We start from the raw sequence: 15760 nt of genomic DNA, 5'->3' as shown, positions 1-15760 counted from the left end.
GCCACCGGTATCCCCCGTCGCGCGATCATCTCACGTCGCGGGAAAGGAAAGCGGCTCCTCCCGCGATCAGTGCGGCGAGCACCCATCCGGCGGAGACCAGGAGAGCGACAGGCCCGGTCAGCTCCTGATGCGGTGGGATCCCCACTGCGCCCACGTCGAACCGGAAGCCTTCGAGCAATGCGAGAAGCGGCAGATACGCGGCACCGGTGCTCCAGAACGTCGCGACGATGACCGCCACCCCCATCGAGAGAGCCGAGACGAAGAGTGCCGCGAGGTGGGCTTGCACGATGAGTCCGATCCCCATCCCCCAGAGGGAGGCGAGCGCGCCGAGCACGAGGGTGGAGAGAAGCACCGACCACTCCACCGGGAGTCCTCCCATGACGATCGTCAGCGCCGAGTGTCCGCCGAGCACGGCCGCGAGCGCGACCACGGCACCGCCCACCGCGCACGTGATCGTCCTGACCAGGAGCATCACCCACCGTCGCTGCATCGTCAGACGTTGCGCGACCACCCCGTCCCGACGGTCGATCGTGTACCGGAACGAGCCGTAGACGGCGGCGAGGATCCCCGCGTAGGTCGCGAGGACGGTGCTGAGCGGGGCTGCGAGCTCCGCGTGGGCGTCGACGGAGGCGTTCGCGACCTCGGACGGGATGCTCGCCGCCAGGGTGAGCGACATCGCGAACGCCGCGACCGCGACCCCGAGGAGGACGACGTCGCCCGCGAGGCTGCGCGCCTGAGCCCGCAGAGCCCGACCGATCACGCAGCGCTCCGGCGCCCTCGCACCCAGGCGATCGCGAGCAGCCCGAACGTCCACGCGAGCCCGACGGCGACGGCAGGGGCGAGCTCCAGCAGCCTGCCCTGATACCCGGGCACACCGATGGCGGCGATGGCCAGGCCGGGCGAGAACTTCGCGACCTCCGGCGCCGTGCGCAGCAATGCGAACTCCAGCGCCATCGGGAACACGAGGACGATGATCGCCGTGGCGTAGTAGTTCTGGGTGATCCAGCCGATCGCGCCGCCGATGAGCGCACCGAGAATCGTGCCGACCAGAGCCCCCGCGTAGATGCGCCAGGCTTCCTGGGTGAGGGTCGGAGCCACACCGTCCTGAACGAGGAAGACGAAGACGCCCGCGGTCCACAGCGCGAAGACACCGAGCGACAGGGCGACGGCCACCGCCACGCCTGCCACGAGCTTTCCGCCGAAGGTTCGCGGGAACCCCACTGCCGTGAGTGTCCGGTCCATCGACGCGTAGTAGTACTCCCTGGTCACCGCGTAGGCGCTGACGAACGCGGCGGAGATCACCGACCACGCCAGCGGCTCGAGGAGACGGGCGGTCGCCACCCCGGCAGCGACACCCCCGAGATCGAAGCGCGAACCGTCCGAGAAGAGCACGAACAGCGGCATGAGCACCGCGACGAGATAGACGGCGAGAACCGAGGGACCGCTCACGGACCGCAGCATCTCCCCGCGGATGACACCCCTCATGCCGATGCTCCCTCGACGAGATCGAAATACCTGCTCTCGAGCGAGTCGACGTCTCCCGCCACGAGCTCGCTGAGCGGGCCGGCGAAGAGCGCGCGACGCTTGATGACCACGACCTGGTCGACGACCTGTTCGAGTTCCGGGAGCTGATGGCTGGAGACCAGGACCGTCCCTCCCCGCGCGACGAAGTCACGGAGGAAGCGGCGGAGCCAGCGGATGCCGTCGGGATCGAGGCCGTTCGCCGGCTCGTCGAGGATGAGGGTGCGTGGAGAGCCGATCAGTGCGGCCGCCAGACCGAGTCGCTGCGTCATGCCCGTCGAGAAGGCCTTCACCCGACGACGGGCATCATCCGCGAGCCCGACCTCTTCGAGCACCTCGTCCACGCGTCGACGGGGCGCTCCGGCTGCGAGTCGGCAGATCTCCAGATGCCGCCGCGCGGTGATGCCCGGTTCGAACCCGAAGCCGTCCATATGCACTCCGACGCGCGACGCCGGATCGCGCCGCGCCGCGAAAGGCTCCCCGTCGATCAGACAGTCGCCGCTCGTGGGCCTGAGCAGACCGACGATGGCCCGCAGGGTCGTCGATTTGCCCGCGCCGTTCGGCCCGAGCAGACCGACGATCGAACCGCGCGGCACGGCGAACGACAGGTCCTCGACCGCCGCCCGATGCCCGAACCTCTTGGTGAGCGCTCGCACCTCGATCGCAGGCTGGTTCGTCTTCATTGCCTCTCCTCCTCTTCTGCCCACAGGGGCGACAGCGGCGCCATCACACCCCGCGTCCAGAGCATCTGCCACACGTTGGTCGTTCCGAGGTCGATACGGGCCTGGCCGGTCGACGGGAGTCTCCGCTCCGGCATCTCCACGTCGACGGTCCCGACGACCACGGCGGGAACAGTCAGTCCCTCGGCCCTGACGGGGAACAGGGCGTCCACGGGAACCGTGATCGGTTGCGGCGGCTGGGGGCGGACACTGCCCACCCCCAGCGGTTCGTTCATGAGGATGCCGCGACTGCTCAACAGCACGCGGGCGCCGTCGGGCACCTCGACCGCGGTCCTTTCGCCTCCCTGGACGAGGCTCACCCGACCGTCGTCGGCGACGAACCCGAACGTCGCCGTGGCGGGAACGGGCAGCAGCGTGCCGGTGATCACGACCGCCGCAGCCAGGGCGACACACACTCCGACGAAGCGGACTCGGGAGACACCGGAGCGCAGCACGCGGGAGAGCGCGCGCACCAGCAGGCCGCAGCCCACCAGGACGACGACGGCTTCGAGCGCGACCACGAACAGACCGAGCACCGGTCCCCCGTCGGCGAACGCGCGCACCGTCCTGGTCACCACGAGCACGACCATCACGACCGGGGCGAGCAGGCTCGCGAGACCGAACGGCACGCTCCACCACGTCTGCACGCTCCGGTTCACCGGCGCTCCGCCGAACAGCCGGCGGCTCAGCGCGTTCGCACCGTCGCTGATGGTCCTGCCACGGAGGTTCGGCGTGTCGAGGGCGTTCATCAGGGCGATGTAGCCGTCGAATCGCACGAACGGGATGAGGTTCACGAGCACGATGACGACGCAGGACGTGGCCAGAAGCAGCAGCACGTCTCTGACCGTGGACCGGGGCGCGGCGAGCGCGAGCAGCACCGCGGCCGCCGCCACGACGGCGTGCACCGCCGGACCTGCGAGCGCGACGGCCACGCGGTGTCGTCGGTCGGCGAGACGCCATCCGTCCGTGACGTCGACGAAGAACGCGGGTGTGAGATAGAAGATCATGAACCCGGCTCGTCGGGGACTGCCGCCGAACCTGGTGAGGGTGAGCCCGTGAGCACCCTCGTGGAGCAGGGTGATGAGCGAGAGCAGGACGATCAGCGTCAGCACCGCCCCCAGCGGCAACGGCCGGGTGAGGACGTCTCGCAGGTCGCCGGCCTGCAGGATCGCGGCCACTAACCCGGCGCAGAGGAGCACGGCCACAGATGCCACAAGCACGCGAGAGGACGGGCGGAAGACTGCGCCGTCGAGACGTGCGAAGAGGGTGGGCGCGCGAACGGTCGCGAATTGCAGGGTGAACGGCGGCCGGTAGCTGATGCGCCCGGGTGCGCGCTTCGCACCGCCCTCGAGCAGTCCGTTGTCCCGGAACCGTCCGACCAGTCGCAGAAAGCTCTCCGGCGATTCCGACGCGGCGAACCGTCGGTGCAGTGCCTGCACCGTGGTCCCGCCGTCCATCGCCGTCAGCAGTTCGATGACCGCGGGCGACACCCTCGACGATGGCACCCCGTCGACGACGGCGATCCACGCCGCGTCCTCGCCCGTGCTCTCGAAGACGACACCGTGGGCCAGCAGCGGGCAGGTGTCGGCTCCCAGCGGCTCCGTCGCCGGGGATGCCCGCCTACGGGAGAGCTTCCGAAGAACCGCCGTCATCCCGTGCCTCCCGGGGAGCGACCTCGCGATGTCGTGAGCAGGAGGATGTCCGTTCCCCCCGGCGAACGGACGGGAGCGACATCGGGCGCGGCGAATCCCGCCTCGACGAGTTCGCTCGACAGGACCTCGTGACCGAGCACGTGCAAGCGGCTGGTGAGCACGGGCACCGATGCACCGGCGTCGATGTCGGACGCTCGAACCCAGTTGACCACGCGGACGGCGCCGCCTTCCTCGATCTGCTGCGAGAAGAGATAGGTGTCCGTTCCGGCGGTTCCGGGGACCGTGATCTCCTCGTCTCTCGCCGACGCCAGGCTCTCCGCGGCGGCGCCACCCGCGACGGTCAGGGCGAAGACCCCGTCCGGGGTGAGGTGCTCATGCACGCGCGCGAACAGCAGCGATCGATCCTCGCGGTCGAGCAGGGTCACGGACGTGGCTCCGAGCACGATGAGCCCGTAGCGGCGTCCGAGGTGGAAATCGCGCATGTCCGCGACGACGCAGTCGAGCCTCGGGTGGTCGGGCATCGCACGGCGGAGGTGCGAGAGCATGTCTCGCGAGGTGTCGATCGCGGTCACCTGCTTGCCGGATCGCAGCAGCGGGATCGTCAGTCGCCCGCTCCCCGCCGCGATGTCGAGCACGGGGTCGGCGGTGACTCTCGCGAGCCCCAGCACCTCGCGGACCTCCACGCGATCAGGGCCGACGAGCCGCTCGTAGAAGTCCGTCCCCGCCCCGGTGTACAGGTCGAGCGGCTGCGCCACGGCATCGGCGCTGTCGAGAAGTGCCGACACGGTGTCGGTGATCAGGTCTGGCATTTCGGTTCATGGCCTCTCTGGGATCGGAGGGGAAGTGCGGGCGAGAGGACCCGCCCGCACTCCGGTCAGGTCGCGATGGCTGCCGCCCCGCCGATGATGGCGATGATGTAGCTCGCGTGCTCCCACCATTCGGTGGGCGCGTCGATCTGTTCGAGTTCCGAGAACTCCAGCGACGTCGTCTGCACAGTGCACCTCCTTCGATTGGTCCGTTCGGCAGCTGTCTAGGTCAGAGCGAGAATTCCGATGATGACGCCCACGGCGAATCCCCGCATGTAGTCATCGGTGTCGTTCAGCGCGTCCATGGCTTCGAGCTCTGTGAATTCGAGCGTCGGCATTGCGGCTTGCATGTTTCCTCCTTTCCGATGTCGACCACCTCGTCGGGATCGCGTCAGGTGGCAGCGGCCGCGCCGATCCCGATGAGGACCAGAGCACCGATCACGCCCTGATAGAAGCTGTCCCAGCTCGGCGCCTCCATCGCGTCCAGCTCCTGGAACTGGATCGTCTTCTGCGTGTTCTCCTTCATTCACTTCACCTCCTTCGGCTCGAACATCGACGGTCGGTCACCTGCACCGACCGCGTGGCTGCTCCAGCGGGATTCGCGGAGCACGTCGTGGAAGTCGCCTTCGACCAGGCCGGGCAGCATCGGCTGACGGTTTCCCCATGCGCGCTCCGTGGTGAGTGCGATGTGGCGCATCTCAGGGGCCGCGGGGCGTGACGGAAGCGGGATCCGCCATCGCTCGACGAGTGCCTCGATGCCGGTGGCGGGATCGACGGGCAGGTCGATCACGCCGGCGACCTCGGTCCAGAAGCGCTCCAGGCTGCGCGCATCGCCCCATCGTGAGTCCCCGGCGCCGATGCGGCGCCAGACGGCGCCGCAGACCGCCGCCGTGGCGACCATCTTGCGAACACCCAGTCGGAACGCCACCTCGTTCGCGAGGTACCAGTGCCGCGCGCTGAAGGGATCGCCCCCACGCAGCGCCGATGTGCGCTGCGTGGCGGCGCTGAGACGTGCCAGACGCGATCGTCCCGCAGTCGAGACGGTGTCGTGCGACGCCGCCGCGAGGAGGGCCCTGCCGAGGACGCTGGCGTCTCTGCGCGCTCTGTCCGTTCGCCGAGGACTCGTCGAGGCACCGGCGACACGGAGGAACGCCTCCAGCGCCCCCTCGGTCACCGCCGCGGAGGGGAGGGAACTCAGCTGGCGCGGATCGAGCACGGCATGCCGCGGTCGCAGAGCACGGCCGACGATGAGACGGTAGCCCTGGTCGTTCTCGAGAACGGCCACGCAGTTCGTCTCCGACGAGGTGCCGAGCGTGGTCGGCACAGCCAGGAGGTCGACAGCCGGCGCCGCATCGGGCAGTACGGTGAGGGCCGATCGCGACGCGTGGCCGATGGCGTAGTCGAACATCCGTCGAGACACGAGCACGAGCGCGGCGATCTTGCTCGCATCGAGAATGCTCCCGCCCCCGACGGCCACGACCCTCCGCGGCGGACGGCGGATGATCTGCCGCGCGATCTCTCGCACGGTCGTCACGTCCGCCCGTTGCGCGTCGACGTCGATCCGCCGTGCCGCGCATCCGGCCAGGTGCGACGACGGGACGGCCGTGTCCGCGATCACGAGGGTGTCGTGTCCGGCGGTGAGGCGCGTGATCGTGCGCGATGCGCTCCCGTCTCCGTGCCACAGCGTGGGCACACGCGCCGAGAAGTCCGTGATCATGCCGCTGCACCCCGCGTGTGGGCGAGCCCCGCTCGCACCGCGGTCTCGGTCTCGCGGAGCTCCGCCGCGTCGAATCCGTACGCGGGTATCAGCTCGATGGAGCTCGGGCCCGGCTGCACCAGCACACCGCAGCGGGCGATGGCCGAGACGACCTCCAGCACCTCCGGGCCGGACAGCCCCGTCTCGTCGGGGTGTCGCAGACCCAGACCGACGAAGCATCCGCTCCCGGTGATCTCGGTCACCACGCCGTCCGCTTTCAGCCGCGCGGCCAGGTCCTGCACCTCGGTCGCGAGCGCCTGGGTGACGGTCTCCACGTCGATGCGCCGCAGTTCCTCGATCACCGCGACGATCGCCGCGGCACACGCCGGGGTTCCGGCCTGCGTCTCACCGTGCACGAACGTCCACCCGCCTCGGATGAATGCCGTGGCGATACGCGGACCGATCAGGAGGGCGGCCGCACCCATCACGCCGTTCGTCAGCGCTTTCGAGAGGATGAGCACATCGGGCGGCGCGGCCCACCTGTCGGTGGCGAGCATGGTTCCGGTGCGCCCGAATCCCGTCGCGACCTCGTCCGCGACGATCAGGAATCCGTACTGTTCGCGCAGTGCGAGAAGGCGCTCGACGAACGCACGGGACAGCGCATATGCGCCGCTGCCGAGCACGGGCTCCACGACCACCGAGGCCACTCTGGTGCCTTCCCGCTGCAACAGCGCAGCCAGCTCCTCGCCGTCGTCGGCGTGGGAGACGTGGCGGACCGCGCGACGGTCGACGCCGTAGACGGACTGCAGCAGGTCGTCCCCGCTGAGGACGTGGCTGCCGTACATGGTGCCGTGATAGCTGCCCTTCAACCCCACGACCAGCGACCGAGCCGCCGAGCCGGTCTGCGCCCAGTACTGCCGTGCGAGCTTCATGGCCGCGTCGTTCGCCGCACCACCCGAGGTGGAGAAGATGACCCGGTCGTACCGGCCAGGACCGGCGAGCTCGATGAGGGCATCCGCCGCATCTTCGGCGTAGCGATGCGGCGCCCGGAACAGCGACAGGTACGACGCGTCACGCGTGACCCTGGCGACGGCCTCGCCGATGGCCGGGTTCCCGAAACCGAGCGGCACGTTCCAGAGTCCGCTCGTGGCGCACAGGCGCGTGGAGCCGTCGGCGAACGCGATCCGGTGTCCGGTGGCGCCGACGGCGACGCGATCCGGCGCGAAGGTCGTGTCCGCGGGGAGCATCGACGTCCACAGGGCGTGCGGTGCGGTCATCGTGGCGCCTCCTCCGTAAGCCGTCCGGAGAGAGGTCTGCCGCCGTGGATCCCCAGCGCGATGACCGCCTCGCGGCATAGCACTCTGGCGTGGTCGTCCGGAATGCCGAGCGTCTGGGCCACGCGTTCCGTCGCGCGGTCGGGTGTGCTCGAGGTCTGGACGAGGGCCACGACGCGGGCCGTCTGCGGTGAGAGCAGCTGACGACGCAGAGTCGTCGTTTCCGCGAGCACGAAGCCTTCCGGGGTGTCGAGGAGGAAGGGGTCCGATGAGCGGGGCTCGGCGTCGGCGAGGTCGTCGTCGACGAGCAGCCAGCCGAAGCCCGAGATCCGCGCCGTCCCGTTCCCGAGCCCGAGCATCTTGATGAGGTCGGTGGCCCGGAGGTAGCGCCCGATCCACTCGTGAGCTCCGAGGTCGCCGGCGATCCGCTCCCTCCGCGCGATGCCGGACAGGGAGGCCGCGCGCGGCAACGGGGTGGCGAGGATCGCAGGCAGGTCGCCGACCTCTCCGAGCACCTCGCCCTGCACGCCCGCTCTGACCGATCCGTCGTCACCGATGCGCAACGCGCTCGGGACATCGAAGCCGTCGGGCGCTGACAGCGTGTGTCGATCGGCCAACAGCACGCGCGGATCGATCAACGCTGTCGGGAACACCCCGGTGTCCCGAGCGAGTTCCGCGTCGTCGATGAAGGCCTGCCAGCTGGAGGCATCGAAGAATCGGACCGCCGTGGGCCCGATGATCTGGATGAACGCCGCGGCGACGTAGTCCTGGAGCTCGACGCCGCGCTCACCGAAGAACACCTCGTCCCCGGGCTCACTCACGGCGCCGTCGTACCTGCCGACGCCGGCGACGCCCTCCCACGACGGGGTGCCCTCGGGCAGCAGGACCAGGTCGTCGCTGCCCGCCACGTGGCGGACGGCATCCGTCTCAGCACCGCGCTCCACGAGGAAGATCCGTGAGTGATGCTCCCGCTCTCCGGTGATCCACTCCCGGAATGCTCGCGCTCCGAGGAGGTGCGGATCCGTCGCGTTCTGCCCGGGCATCAGGAGGCGGCCCGCCGACTCGCGCCGAGATCGATCCCCGCATCGCGCAGCTGGTCGCCGAGTCTGTGCATCAGCGGCGCGATGCCCGTCGGCCGCACGCCGAGTTCGAAGGCCAGCAACCCTGTCGCCGATGACTCGTCTCCGGTGGCCAGCAGGCATTCGGTTGCCCGCGCAGCATCGATTCCGAGTCGGAGATGTATGCGGCGATGCGGATCGACCAGGACATACTCCTCTCCGTCGTCCGTCATGAGCAGAGGAGCGTCGGCCGACACGACGACGGGAAACGCCGCACTCTCGTCCAAGGCTCTGATGAGGTGTCCCCCGAAGCCGGAGATGGTCGGACGGCCACGGCTCCCGCGCCAATCCCGCAGCGCATCGAGCGCTGCCAGGTAGCGCCCGAACCACGGACGGTCGTCGAGGTCGGCATCGAGCACGCGAGGATCCATGATGCGGGCGAACGGCCTTCCGCGCCCGCCGACTCCGTCGGCGGCGACCCGCACTTCCGCTCTCGCGTCGCCCACCTGGCCGAGTAGCGCTCCGTCCGGGCCGTCGCGATACTCTCCGTCCGCCGTCACGTGCACGCGGACGAGGCCGCCACCGCACGCAGCGCTGGCGAGGAACGACGCGCGGGATTCCAGAGTCGCCATGGGGCTCAGCAGCTGGCCGACGAAGATCCCGTCGTCTCTGGCCGTGTCGGCATCGCTGAGGAAGGCAGCAAGCCCTTCGGCGCTTCCCTGACGGATGACGGTGGGCGAGACGATCGAGAGGAACGGCGCGGCGACGTACTCCTGCAGCTCGACGACGTGATGAGCGTCGAGCACCAGTCGGTCACCCGGCTCGCGGAAACGACCGCCGTACTCCATGACGTTCTCCTGCGCGAAGGAGGTCGAACGCGACGGCGTGAACACGACGTCGTTCCGCCCCGCCTCCCGGAGCACATCGGCCAGATGCGTCGCCGTCTCGAGGAAGAACACCGCCCCATCGCCGAGAGCACGCCGTCCGCTCACGTATTGCTCGAAAGCCGTCACGGTGCGGTGGCTGCGTCTCGTCATCGTCGAACTCGCCTGCATGCTTCCCCCAGAGAAACGTCGTATCGCGATCGAAGACGATACGTCCTCACATGAGGCTATAAACGTGACGGGTGACGTGCAATATTTCACATCGATGGACGTTCGCGCGCGGACTCCCGCCCTGTCACGCAGCCCTCCCCGCATCGGATAGGATGGACAGGTTGTTCCTTGGTGACGTGTCCGAGCGGCCGAAGGAGCACGCTTGGAAAGCGTGTGTTGTGCAAGCAACCGCGGGTTCGAATCCCGCCGTCACCGCCGAAAACGAGAAAAGCCTCCGCGCCAGCGGGGGCTTTTCTCGTATTCATCGAGCGCTGGGGATTCGGGGAGGCACGAGCGCAGCGAGCACCGGAGTCCCGCCGTCACCGCCGAAAACGAGAAAAGCCTCCGCGCCAGCGGGGGCTTTTCTCGTTCGTGTCGGGCGCGGTCCTCCGCTCAGTCGTCGAAGCGCACGCCGTAGATCTGTCCGCCCGGTTCCGCCGGCAGTCGCGTCATGCCGAGGCGCTCGTAGAAGGCGGCTGCGCCCGTGTTGTCCGGGTCGATGCCGAGGTGCAGGCCGCGCACTCCGCGTCGGGTCAGCTCGGCGAACAGCGTCTCGATGAGTCGGCGCCCGAGTCCCTGCCCCTGGGTCTCCGGAAGCAGATCGATGTGCAGGTGAGCGGGGTGGTCGACGACGTTCGGCTCGATGCCGGCCGCGCGGCTGTAGCCGTAGTCGATCATCCTGTCCTCGCGGGTGACGATCTCGGCCGGTCGCGGGTAGCGGGCCTCGAGGGCGGGCCACCACTCCTCTCGGAACCACGTGTAGAAGTCGTCGGTGTCGTCGGTCGCCACGATGTAGCCGATCGTCCGCTCGTCGTCGCTCTCGACCACCCACGCGAGGTCCGGATGACGCTCGGCGTAGGGCGCGGCGAACAGGTCGCCCCACAGCGAGTCGTCGGAGAGGACGCCGGTGGCATCCGCTCCGGCATCGGCCGTCTTCACGCAGATCTCGTACAGCGCGGCACGATCGGTGGGGCGGTACGGACGGATGCGAGACAAGACGACTCCTCTGGAGGGAACGGGGCCTCTCAGCCTATCGGCGCCTCGACCGCCGGCTTCCCGTTCTGCTGCACCCACGGAAGCAGCCAGGCGGCGAGCACCAGCACGACGCCGGCACCGACCAGAGCGCCGCCGAGGGTGTCGCTGGCCCAGTGCACCGACAGGAAGGTGCGCGAGAGCGCCATCGCGAGGATCCACGCCGCACCGACGATCGCCACCCAGACCCGCGGGAACAGCACCCAGAGCACGAGGGCGATGGTCGCGGCGTTCGCGGTGTGCCCTGACGGGAAGGAGCCGTAGTCGCTCACCACCAGCATGTCGTCGGGTCGAGCGCGGCCGAAGAGCTGCTTGAGCACCTGCACACCGGCGGCGCTCGCGGCGAAACACAGTGCGGCGAACAGCGCACTGCGCCACCGACGCGCCAGCACGAGCGCCAAGATCACCAGCAAGGGCACCCCGAAGATCGCGACCCATCCCCCGCCGACCCAGTTCAGGACGAGGGCGAAGTCGACCATCCAGTCGGCCCTCGCTCCCGCGACGGTGTCGTTCCACCAGTTGTCGAAGCCCGGCGTCTGCGGGTAGGCGAACACCACCACGGCGCCGAGAATCGTCGCGAGCGCGAGGAGGCCCACTCCCCACCACAGCAGCATCCGCCTGTTCATCGTCCCATTCTGTCGGACGATGCCTGAACGCTCAGGGAGCGAGCATCCCGACCGTGCGCGGGCGCACCACGAACCAGAGCGACAGGATGCCGATCGCGGCGCAGCCGACCATGACGGAGGCCATGGTGGTCGCGGTGATACCCGCGTCATGCGAGAGCCAGCCCACGACCGGCGAGATGAGCCCGGCGACACCGAAGTTGGTCGCACCGATGATCGATGCGGCGGTCCCTGCGGCCTTCCCATGACGGTCGAGCGCGAGGACCTGCACGTTGGGGAACGTGAATCCGCAGGCCGTCATGAAGACGAACAGCGGGATGACCGTACCCCACAGCCCGAGACCGAGCTGGTCGGTGACGATGATGGCCGTTCCGGCGATGAGCAGCACGGCGGTGGAGTAGGCCATGACCCACTGCGGCCCGAAGCGCGCGGCCAGACGTGACGCGGTCTGGACTCCGACGACGACGCCGAGCGAGTTCACCGCGAACAGCAGACCGTACTGCTGCGCGTCGAGCCCGTGCGTCACCTGGAACAGGAAGGGGGACGCCGACAGGTAGGAGAACAGACCGGAGAACGTCATTCCGCCGATCACGAGCACGCCCAGGAACACCCGATCGGACAGCACCGAACGGTACCGCTGCAGCATGGTGGCACCGCCACGGTCCTGACGCCGCGCGACGGGAAGGGTCTCCGGGATGAACAGGATCGTCGACAGCAGCATCACGATGCCGTAGGCCGCGAGCACCCCGAAGATGCCGCGCCACGGCATGAGCGTGAGGAGCCAGGAGCCGATGAGCGGCGCGATGACCGGAGCCACACCGGAGACCAGGGCGAGGCGCGAGAGCATGACGACGAGTCGACGCCCGCCGAAGAGGTCGCGCACGATCGCCATGGCCACGACTCCTCCGGCCGCAGCGCCGATACCCATGAGCACGCGTGCCACGCTGAGCAGCGCGAGATCCGGGGCGAAGGCTGCGCCCACACTGGCCAGCACGTGCAGAGCGGTCACCGCGATGAGCGGCACACGGCGCCCGACCTTGTCGCTGAGCGGACCGACCACCAGTTGACCGAGCGCGAAGCCGATCATCGTTCCGGTCAGGGTCAGCTGGATGGCGGCTGCCGTGGTCTGGAAGTCCTGCTCTAGAACCGGGAAGGCGGGAAGGTAGAGGTCGATCGTGAACGGGCCGAGGGCCGTGAGCGCGCCGAGCAGGATGATGTACAGCGTGCGACGGCCGAGGGAGATGGCATCGCCCGGGTGCAGCATGATCGGCGCGGTCGCGGGGTTCGCGCCGAGGGTGCGGATGGCGCCGGTCGCGGTCGGGATGCGGATGCTTCCCGTCGCGGTGCGTTCCGGCGGCGAGATCTTCGGTGCGTCATCGGCGGAATCCTCCGCCTTCACGACGGGGAGGGAATCAGTGCGGGGAGCGTCGGACACGACGTCCTTCCAGAGTTCAGGGGATGCAATGGTCGAATCGATTCGACCAGGGGAAGCCCCCATGTTACCGCCGCCCGGACCGCTTCCACACGGACGAGAACGGAGAACGCACCTCCGCGGATCCGCGGAGGTGCGTCTCAGAAGGCGCCTCGATCAGCGCGAGATGCGGTCGAGTCCCTGCTCGAGGTCGGCGATCAGGTCGCCCACGTCTTCGATTCCCACCGAGAGCCGCACGATGTTCTCCGGGACGGCGAGCTCGGTACCTCGGACGGACGCGTGCGTCATGTCCGGCGGGTATCCGATGAGCGACTCGACACCGCCGAGCGACTCTGCGAGCTGGAACACCGAGGTGCTCTCGACGAAGGCGCGCGCCGCGTCGGCGCCGGCCGCGAGACCGAACGACAGCATCCCGCCGAAGGCGCTCATCTGCTTCGCTGCGATGTCGTGGCCGGGGTGCGAGGCGAGACCGGGGAAGTACACCTGGGCGAACTCCGGGCGGGCCTGCGCCCACTCGGCGATGGCCTGAGCGTTCTCGGAGTGCTGGCGCATCCGCAGCGCGAGCGTCTTGATGCCGCGGGTCGTCAGCCAGGCATCCAGCGGTGCGGAGACCGCGCCTACCGCGAACTGCTGGAACTTCACCTGCTCGAAGAACCGATCGTCCGCGAACACGACCGCACCGCCGAGCACGTCCGAGTGGCCGCCGAGGTACTTGGTCGTGGAGTGCACGACCAGGTCGGCGCCGAGCGCGAGCGGCTGCTGCAGCGCCGGCGAGGCGAAGGTGTTGTCGACGACGACCGTGAGACCCGCCGCATGCGCGATCTCGGCGATCTGCGCGATGTCGACGATCTTCAGGAGCGGGTTGCTCGGCGTCTCCAGCCAGACGATCTTCGTCTCGGGGCGGATGGCGGCTCGGAGCGCGTCGATGTCTGCGAGCTCGACCGTCGTCGTCCCGATACCCCAGGGCGCCAGCACCCGGGTGAGGAGCCGGTACGTTCCGCCGTAGACGTCGTTGCCGAGCAGGACGTGGTCTCCCGGCTTCAGGATCCCGCGCAGCAGCGCGTCCTCCGCCGCGAGCCCCGAGGCGAAGGACAGCGCGCTCGCACCTCCCTCGAGAGCCGCGAGCTGCGTCTCGAGCGAAGAACGTGTGGGGTTCCCCGCGCGGTTGTACTCGTACCCTGAGCGCAGGCCCCCGACGCTGTCCTGCACGTGCGTGGAGGACTGATAGATCGGCGGGATGATCGCGCCCGTGACGGGGTCTGGCGCTTGTCCTGCGTGGATGGCTCGGGTGGCGAAGGCGTGATCGGACATGCTCCTCAGCCTACGTCCGCGCTCGCACGGACGGCCGTCCGGTTACGCCCCGGGTCGGCCGATATCCCGACATCCTCAGCGCGACAGATAGGCGAGCAGATCCTGACGCGTCAGCACCGTGTGCGGCTTGCCGTCTTCGGTCACCAGCAGCGCGTCGGCATCGGCGAGCGCTGCCTTGGCCTGAGCGACGGGAGCGTGGATGCCGACGAGCGGCAGCCTCTCCCCCACGTGCGCCCCCACGGCGTCCGTCGCGTTCGCCTCACCACGGAACAGCAGGTCGAGCAGCCCCTTCTCGTCGACGGTGCCGACCACCTCGCCCATCATCACGGGCGGCTCGGCGCTCAGCACGACCAGCTGCGAGACGTCGTACTCGGTCATCATCCCGATGGCCTCGAGCACGGTGTCGGTGGGATGGGCGTGAACCAGGTCGGGGATGCCCGCGCCCTGTCGCGACGGACGAGCGGCGAGCACGTCGGCGACGGTCTCTCCCTCCTCCAGCTCGCTGAAGCCGTAGGAGCGCATCCATCCGTCGTTGAAGATCTTGCCCAGGTAGCCGCGCCCGCCGTCGGGGAGCAGCACCACCATCACGGCATCCGCGGGCAGATCCCGCGCGACGCGCAGCGCACCGACCACGGCCATGCCGCTCGATCCGCCGACGAGGACGCCCTCCTCGCGGGCAAGCCGCCGCGTCATGGCGAAGGCCTCTGCGTCTCCGACCGCGACGATCTCGTGCGGCACGGTCGGATCGTAGGCACCGGGCCAGATGTCCTCGCCCACGCCCTCCACCAAGTACGGACGACCGGTCCCGCCGCTGTAGACGCTCCCCTCGGGGTCGACTCCGACGATGCGCACCCGTCCGTCGGAGACTTCACGCAGGTAGCGCCCCGTGCCCGTGATCGTGCCACCGGTACCGACGCCGGCGACGAAGTGCGTGACCTCGCCGTCGGTGTCGCGCCAGATCTCCGGCCCCGTCGTCTCGTAGTGGCTACGCGGGCCGTTCGGGTTCTCGTACTGGTTGGGCTTGAAGGCACCGGGGATCTCGCGCGCGAGCCGGTCGCTCACGCTGTAGTACGACTCGGGACTGTCGGGGGCCACCGAGGTCGGCGTCACGACGATCTCGGCGCCGTAGGCCCGCAACACGTCGATCTTGTCCTCGCCGACCTTGTCCGGCAGCACGAAGACGCAGCTGTAGCCGCGCTGCTGAGCGACGAGCGCCAACCCCACTCCGGTGTTGCCGCTGGTCGCTTCGACGATCGTGCCCCCGGGCTTCAGGTCGCCCGACGCCTCCGCGGCATCGATGATCCGCGCGGCGATGCGATCCTTCGACGACCCGCCGGGGTTCAGATACTCCAGCTTCACGAGCACTGTGCACGCCACACCCTCGGTGACGTGATTCAGCTTCACGAGGGGCGTGTCGCCGACGAGGTCGACGATCGAGTCTGCGTACTTCATGACTTCAGGGTAGACGCGCGGATGCCGCGACCGGGGCTGTGTTGCACCCGACCGCGGCATCCGTCCTCTCGAAAGGCCCCCGGTGTCTCT

General features: G+C 69.2%; 17 protein-coding genes and 1 tRNA gene. 1 reads left to right on the top strand and 17 read right to left on the bottom strand.

Annotation, left to right across the window (positions count from 1 at the left end; translation table 11 throughout):
- Positions 1 to 25 precede the first annotated feature (25 nt).
- The 12 genes from HDC31_RS04180 to mpaB (HDC31_RS04140) all read right to left on the bottom strand — a co-directional run bounded on the left by HDC31_RS04180 (position 26) and on the right by mpaB (HDC31_RS04140) (position 9763).
- Entirely contained in the window at positions 26 to 760 is a 735-nt protein-coding gene (locus tag HDC31_RS04180; protein ID WP_179515844.1) for a hypothetical protein, read from the bottom strand.
- Positions 757 to 1449 (bottom strand): ABC transporter permease, encoded by a 693-nt coding sequence (locus HDC31_RS04175; protein ID WP_231728774.1) that lies wholly within the window; start codon positions 1447 to 1449, stop codon positions 757 to 759. The genes HDC31_RS04180 and HDC31_RS04175 overlap by 4 nt, the downstream gene beginning before the upstream one ends.
- A 32-nt stretch (positions 1450 to 1481) precedes the next feature.
- Positions 1482 to 2204: an ATP-binding cassette domain-containing protein gene (locus HDC31_RS04170; RefSeq protein WP_046747893.1), complete on the bottom strand. Its 723-nt coding sequence runs from the start codon at positions 2202 to 2204 to the stop codon at positions 1482 to 1484.
- The gene (mpaP, locus tag HDC31_RS04165) at positions 2201 to 3892 is read right to left on the bottom strand and encodes a daptide biosynthesis intramembrane metalloprotease (RefSeq protein ID WP_179515843.1); all 1692 of its coding nucleotides are present in this window, start codon (positions 3890 to 3892) and stop codon (positions 2201 to 2203) included. The genes HDC31_RS04170 and mpaP overlap by 4 nt, the downstream gene beginning before the upstream one ends.
- A complete protein-coding gene (mpaM, locus tag HDC31_RS04160) occupies positions 3889 to 4701 on the bottom strand; it encodes a daptide-type RiPP biosynthesis methyltransferase (protein ID WP_113681364.1) in 813 nt (270 codons plus the stop codon). Before mpaM ends, mpaP begins: the two co-directional genes overlap by 4 nt.
- 65 nt (positions 4702 to 4766) lie before the next feature.
- On the bottom strand, positions 4767 to 4886 hold the full coding sequence (gene mpaA3, locus HDC31_RS20420) for an MpaA3 family daptide-type RiPP (RefSeq protein ID WP_307723493.1): 120 nt from the start codon (positions 4884 to 4886) through the stop codon (positions 4767 to 4769).
- A gap of 36 nt (positions 4887 to 4922) precedes the next feature.
- Positions 4923 to 5048 carry an MpaA2 family daptide-type RiPP gene (gene mpaA2, locus HDC31_RS20175; RefSeq protein WP_257021928.1) on the bottom strand — a complete coding sequence of 42 codons (126 nt, stop codon included), beginning with the start codon at positions 5046 to 5048 and terminating at the stop codon, positions 4923 to 4925.
- A 41-nt stretch (positions 5049 to 5089) separates the two neighbouring features.
- Positions 5090 to 5224 (bottom strand): MpaA1 family daptide-type RiPP, encoded by a 135-nt coding sequence (gene mpaA1 / locus HDC31_RS20170; protein WP_257021926.1) that lies wholly within the window; start codon positions 5222 to 5224, stop codon positions 5090 to 5092.
- The gene (mpaC, locus tag HDC31_RS04155) at positions 5225 to 6415 is read right to left on the bottom strand and encodes a daptide-type RiPP biosynthesis dehydogenase (RefSeq protein WP_113681363.1); all 1191 of its coding nucleotides are present in this window, start codon (positions 6413 to 6415) and stop codon (positions 5225 to 5227) included.
- A complete protein-coding gene (gene mpaD / locus HDC31_RS04150) occupies positions 6412 to 7671 on the bottom strand; it encodes a daptide-type RiPP biosynthesis aminotransferase (RefSeq protein ID WP_113681362.1) in 1260 nt (419 codons plus the stop codon). The genes mpaC and mpaD overlap by 4 nt, the downstream gene beginning before the upstream one ends.
- A complete protein-coding gene (mpaB, locus tag HDC31_RS04145) occupies positions 7668 to 8711 on the bottom strand; it encodes a daptide biosynthesis RiPP recognition protein (RefSeq protein ID WP_179515842.1) in 1044 nt (347 codons plus the stop codon). Before mpaB (HDC31_RS04145) ends, mpaD begins: the two co-directional genes overlap by 4 nt.
- Positions 8711 to 9763: a daptide biosynthesis RiPP recognition protein gene (mpaB, locus tag HDC31_RS04140; protein ID WP_230977812.1), complete on the bottom strand. Its 1053-nt coding sequence runs from the start codon at positions 9761 to 9763 to the stop codon at positions 8711 to 8713. The genes mpaB (HDC31_RS04145) and mpaB (HDC31_RS04140) overlap by 1 nt, the downstream gene beginning before the upstream one ends.
- A 188-nt stretch (positions 9764 to 9951) precedes the next feature.
- Between mpaB (HDC31_RS04140) and HDC31_RS04135 the strand changes: the two genes are divergently transcribed.
- Positions 9952 to 10036: transfer RNA gene (locus HDC31_RS04135), tRNA-Ser, on the top strand.
- A gap of 177 nt (positions 10037 to 10213) precedes the next feature.
- Here HDC31_RS04135 and HDC31_RS04130 read toward each other — a convergent pair.
- From HDC31_RS04130 to HDC31_RS04110, 5 genes are all read right to left on the bottom strand, one after another.
- Positions 10214 to 10816 carry a GNAT family N-acetyltransferase gene (locus HDC31_RS04130; RefSeq protein ID WP_113681360.1) on the bottom strand — a complete coding sequence of 201 codons (603 nt, stop codon included), beginning with the start codon at positions 10814 to 10816 and terminating at the stop codon, positions 10214 to 10216.
- Positions 10817 to 10845: 29 nt separating this feature from the next.
- Entirely contained in the window at positions 10846 to 11478 is a 633-nt protein-coding gene (locus HDC31_RS04125; protein ID WP_257021924.1) for a phosphatase PAP2 family protein, read from the bottom strand.
- A gap of 31 nt (positions 11479 to 11509) precedes the next feature.
- Positions 11510 to 12910 carry a multidrug effflux MFS transporter gene (locus tag HDC31_RS04120; protein ID WP_171011033.1) on the bottom strand — a complete coding sequence of 467 codons (1401 nt, stop codon included), beginning with the start codon at positions 12908 to 12910 and terminating at the stop codon, positions 11510 to 11512.
- Positions 12911 to 13063: 153 nt separating this feature from the next.
- Positions 13064 to 14218, bottom strand: coding sequence for a cystathionine gamma-synthase (locus tag HDC31_RS04115; RefSeq protein ID WP_113681358.1), 1155 nt, complete (start codon positions 14216 to 14218; stop codon positions 13064 to 13066).
- 75 nt (positions 14219 to 14293) lie between these two features.
- Positions 14294 to 15670, bottom strand: a complete 1377-nt coding sequence (locus HDC31_RS04110) for a cystathionine beta-synthase (protein WP_113681357.1) — start codon at positions 15668 to 15670, stop codon at positions 14294 to 14296.
- Positions 15671 to 15760: the final 90 nt, after the last annotated feature.

Source organism: Microbacterium sp. JAI119, assembly GCF_013410135.1.
In the GTDB taxonomy this organism is placed as follows: Bacteria; Actinomycetota; Actinomycetes; order Actinomycetales; family Microbacteriaceae; genus Microbacterium; species Microbacterium oxydans.
The sequence above is the reverse complement of the archived record's forward strand: the minus strand, read 5'-3'. Positions and strand labels throughout refer to the sequence as shown.

What these genes read in the sequence shown, in the direction of transcription:
- mpaB (WP_179515842.1), bottom strand. Translation starts at nt 8,711, where the DNA reads ATGCCCGGGCAGAACGCGACGGATCCGCACCTCCTCGGAGCGCGAGCA.
- mpaC (WP_113681363.1), bottom strand. Translation starts at nt 6,415, where the DNA reads ATGATCACGGACTTCTCGGCGCGTGTGCCCACGCTGTGGCACGGAGAC.
- mpaA1 (WP_257021926.1), bottom strand. Translation starts at nt 5,224, where the DNA reads ATGAAGGAGAACACGCAGAAGACGATCCAGTTCCAGGAGCTGGACGCG.
- mpaD (WP_113681362.1), bottom strand. Translation starts at nt 7,671, where the DNA reads ATGACCGCACCGCACGCCCTGTGGACGTCGATGCTCCCCGCGGACACG.
- HDC31_RS04170 (WP_046747893.1), bottom strand. Translation starts at nt 2,204, where the DNA reads ATGAAGACGAACCAGCCTGCGATCGAGGTGCGAGCGCTCACCAAGAGG.
- HDC31_RS04110 (WP_113681357.1), bottom strand. Translation starts at nt 15,670, where the DNA reads ATGAAGTACGCAGACTCGATCGTCGACCTCGTCGGCGACACGCCCCTC.
- mpaM (WP_113681364.1), bottom strand. Translation starts at nt 4,701, where the DNA reads ATGCCAGACCTGATCACCGACACCGTGTCGGCACTTCTCGACAGCGCC.
- HDC31_RS04115 (WP_113681358.1), bottom strand. Translation starts at nt 14,218, where the DNA reads ATGTCCGATCACGCCTTCGCCACCCGAGCCATCCACGCAGGACAAGCG.
- mpaP (WP_179515843.1), bottom strand. Translation starts at nt 3,892, where the DNA reads ATGACGGCGGTTCTTCGGAAGCTCTCCCGTAGGCGGGCATCCCCGGCG.
- HDC31_RS04125 (WP_257021924.1), bottom strand. Translation starts at nt 11,478, where the DNA reads ATGAACAGGCGGATGCTGCTGTGGTGGGGAGTGGGCCTCCTCGCGCTC.
- mpaA2 (WP_257021928.1), bottom strand. Translation starts at nt 5,048, where the DNA reads ATGCAAGCCGCAATGCCGACGCTCGAATTCACAGAGCTCGAAGCCATG.
- mpaB (WP_230977812.1), bottom strand. Translation starts at nt 9,763, where the DNA reads ATGACGAGACGCAGCCACCGCACCGTGACGGCTTTCGAGCAATACGTG.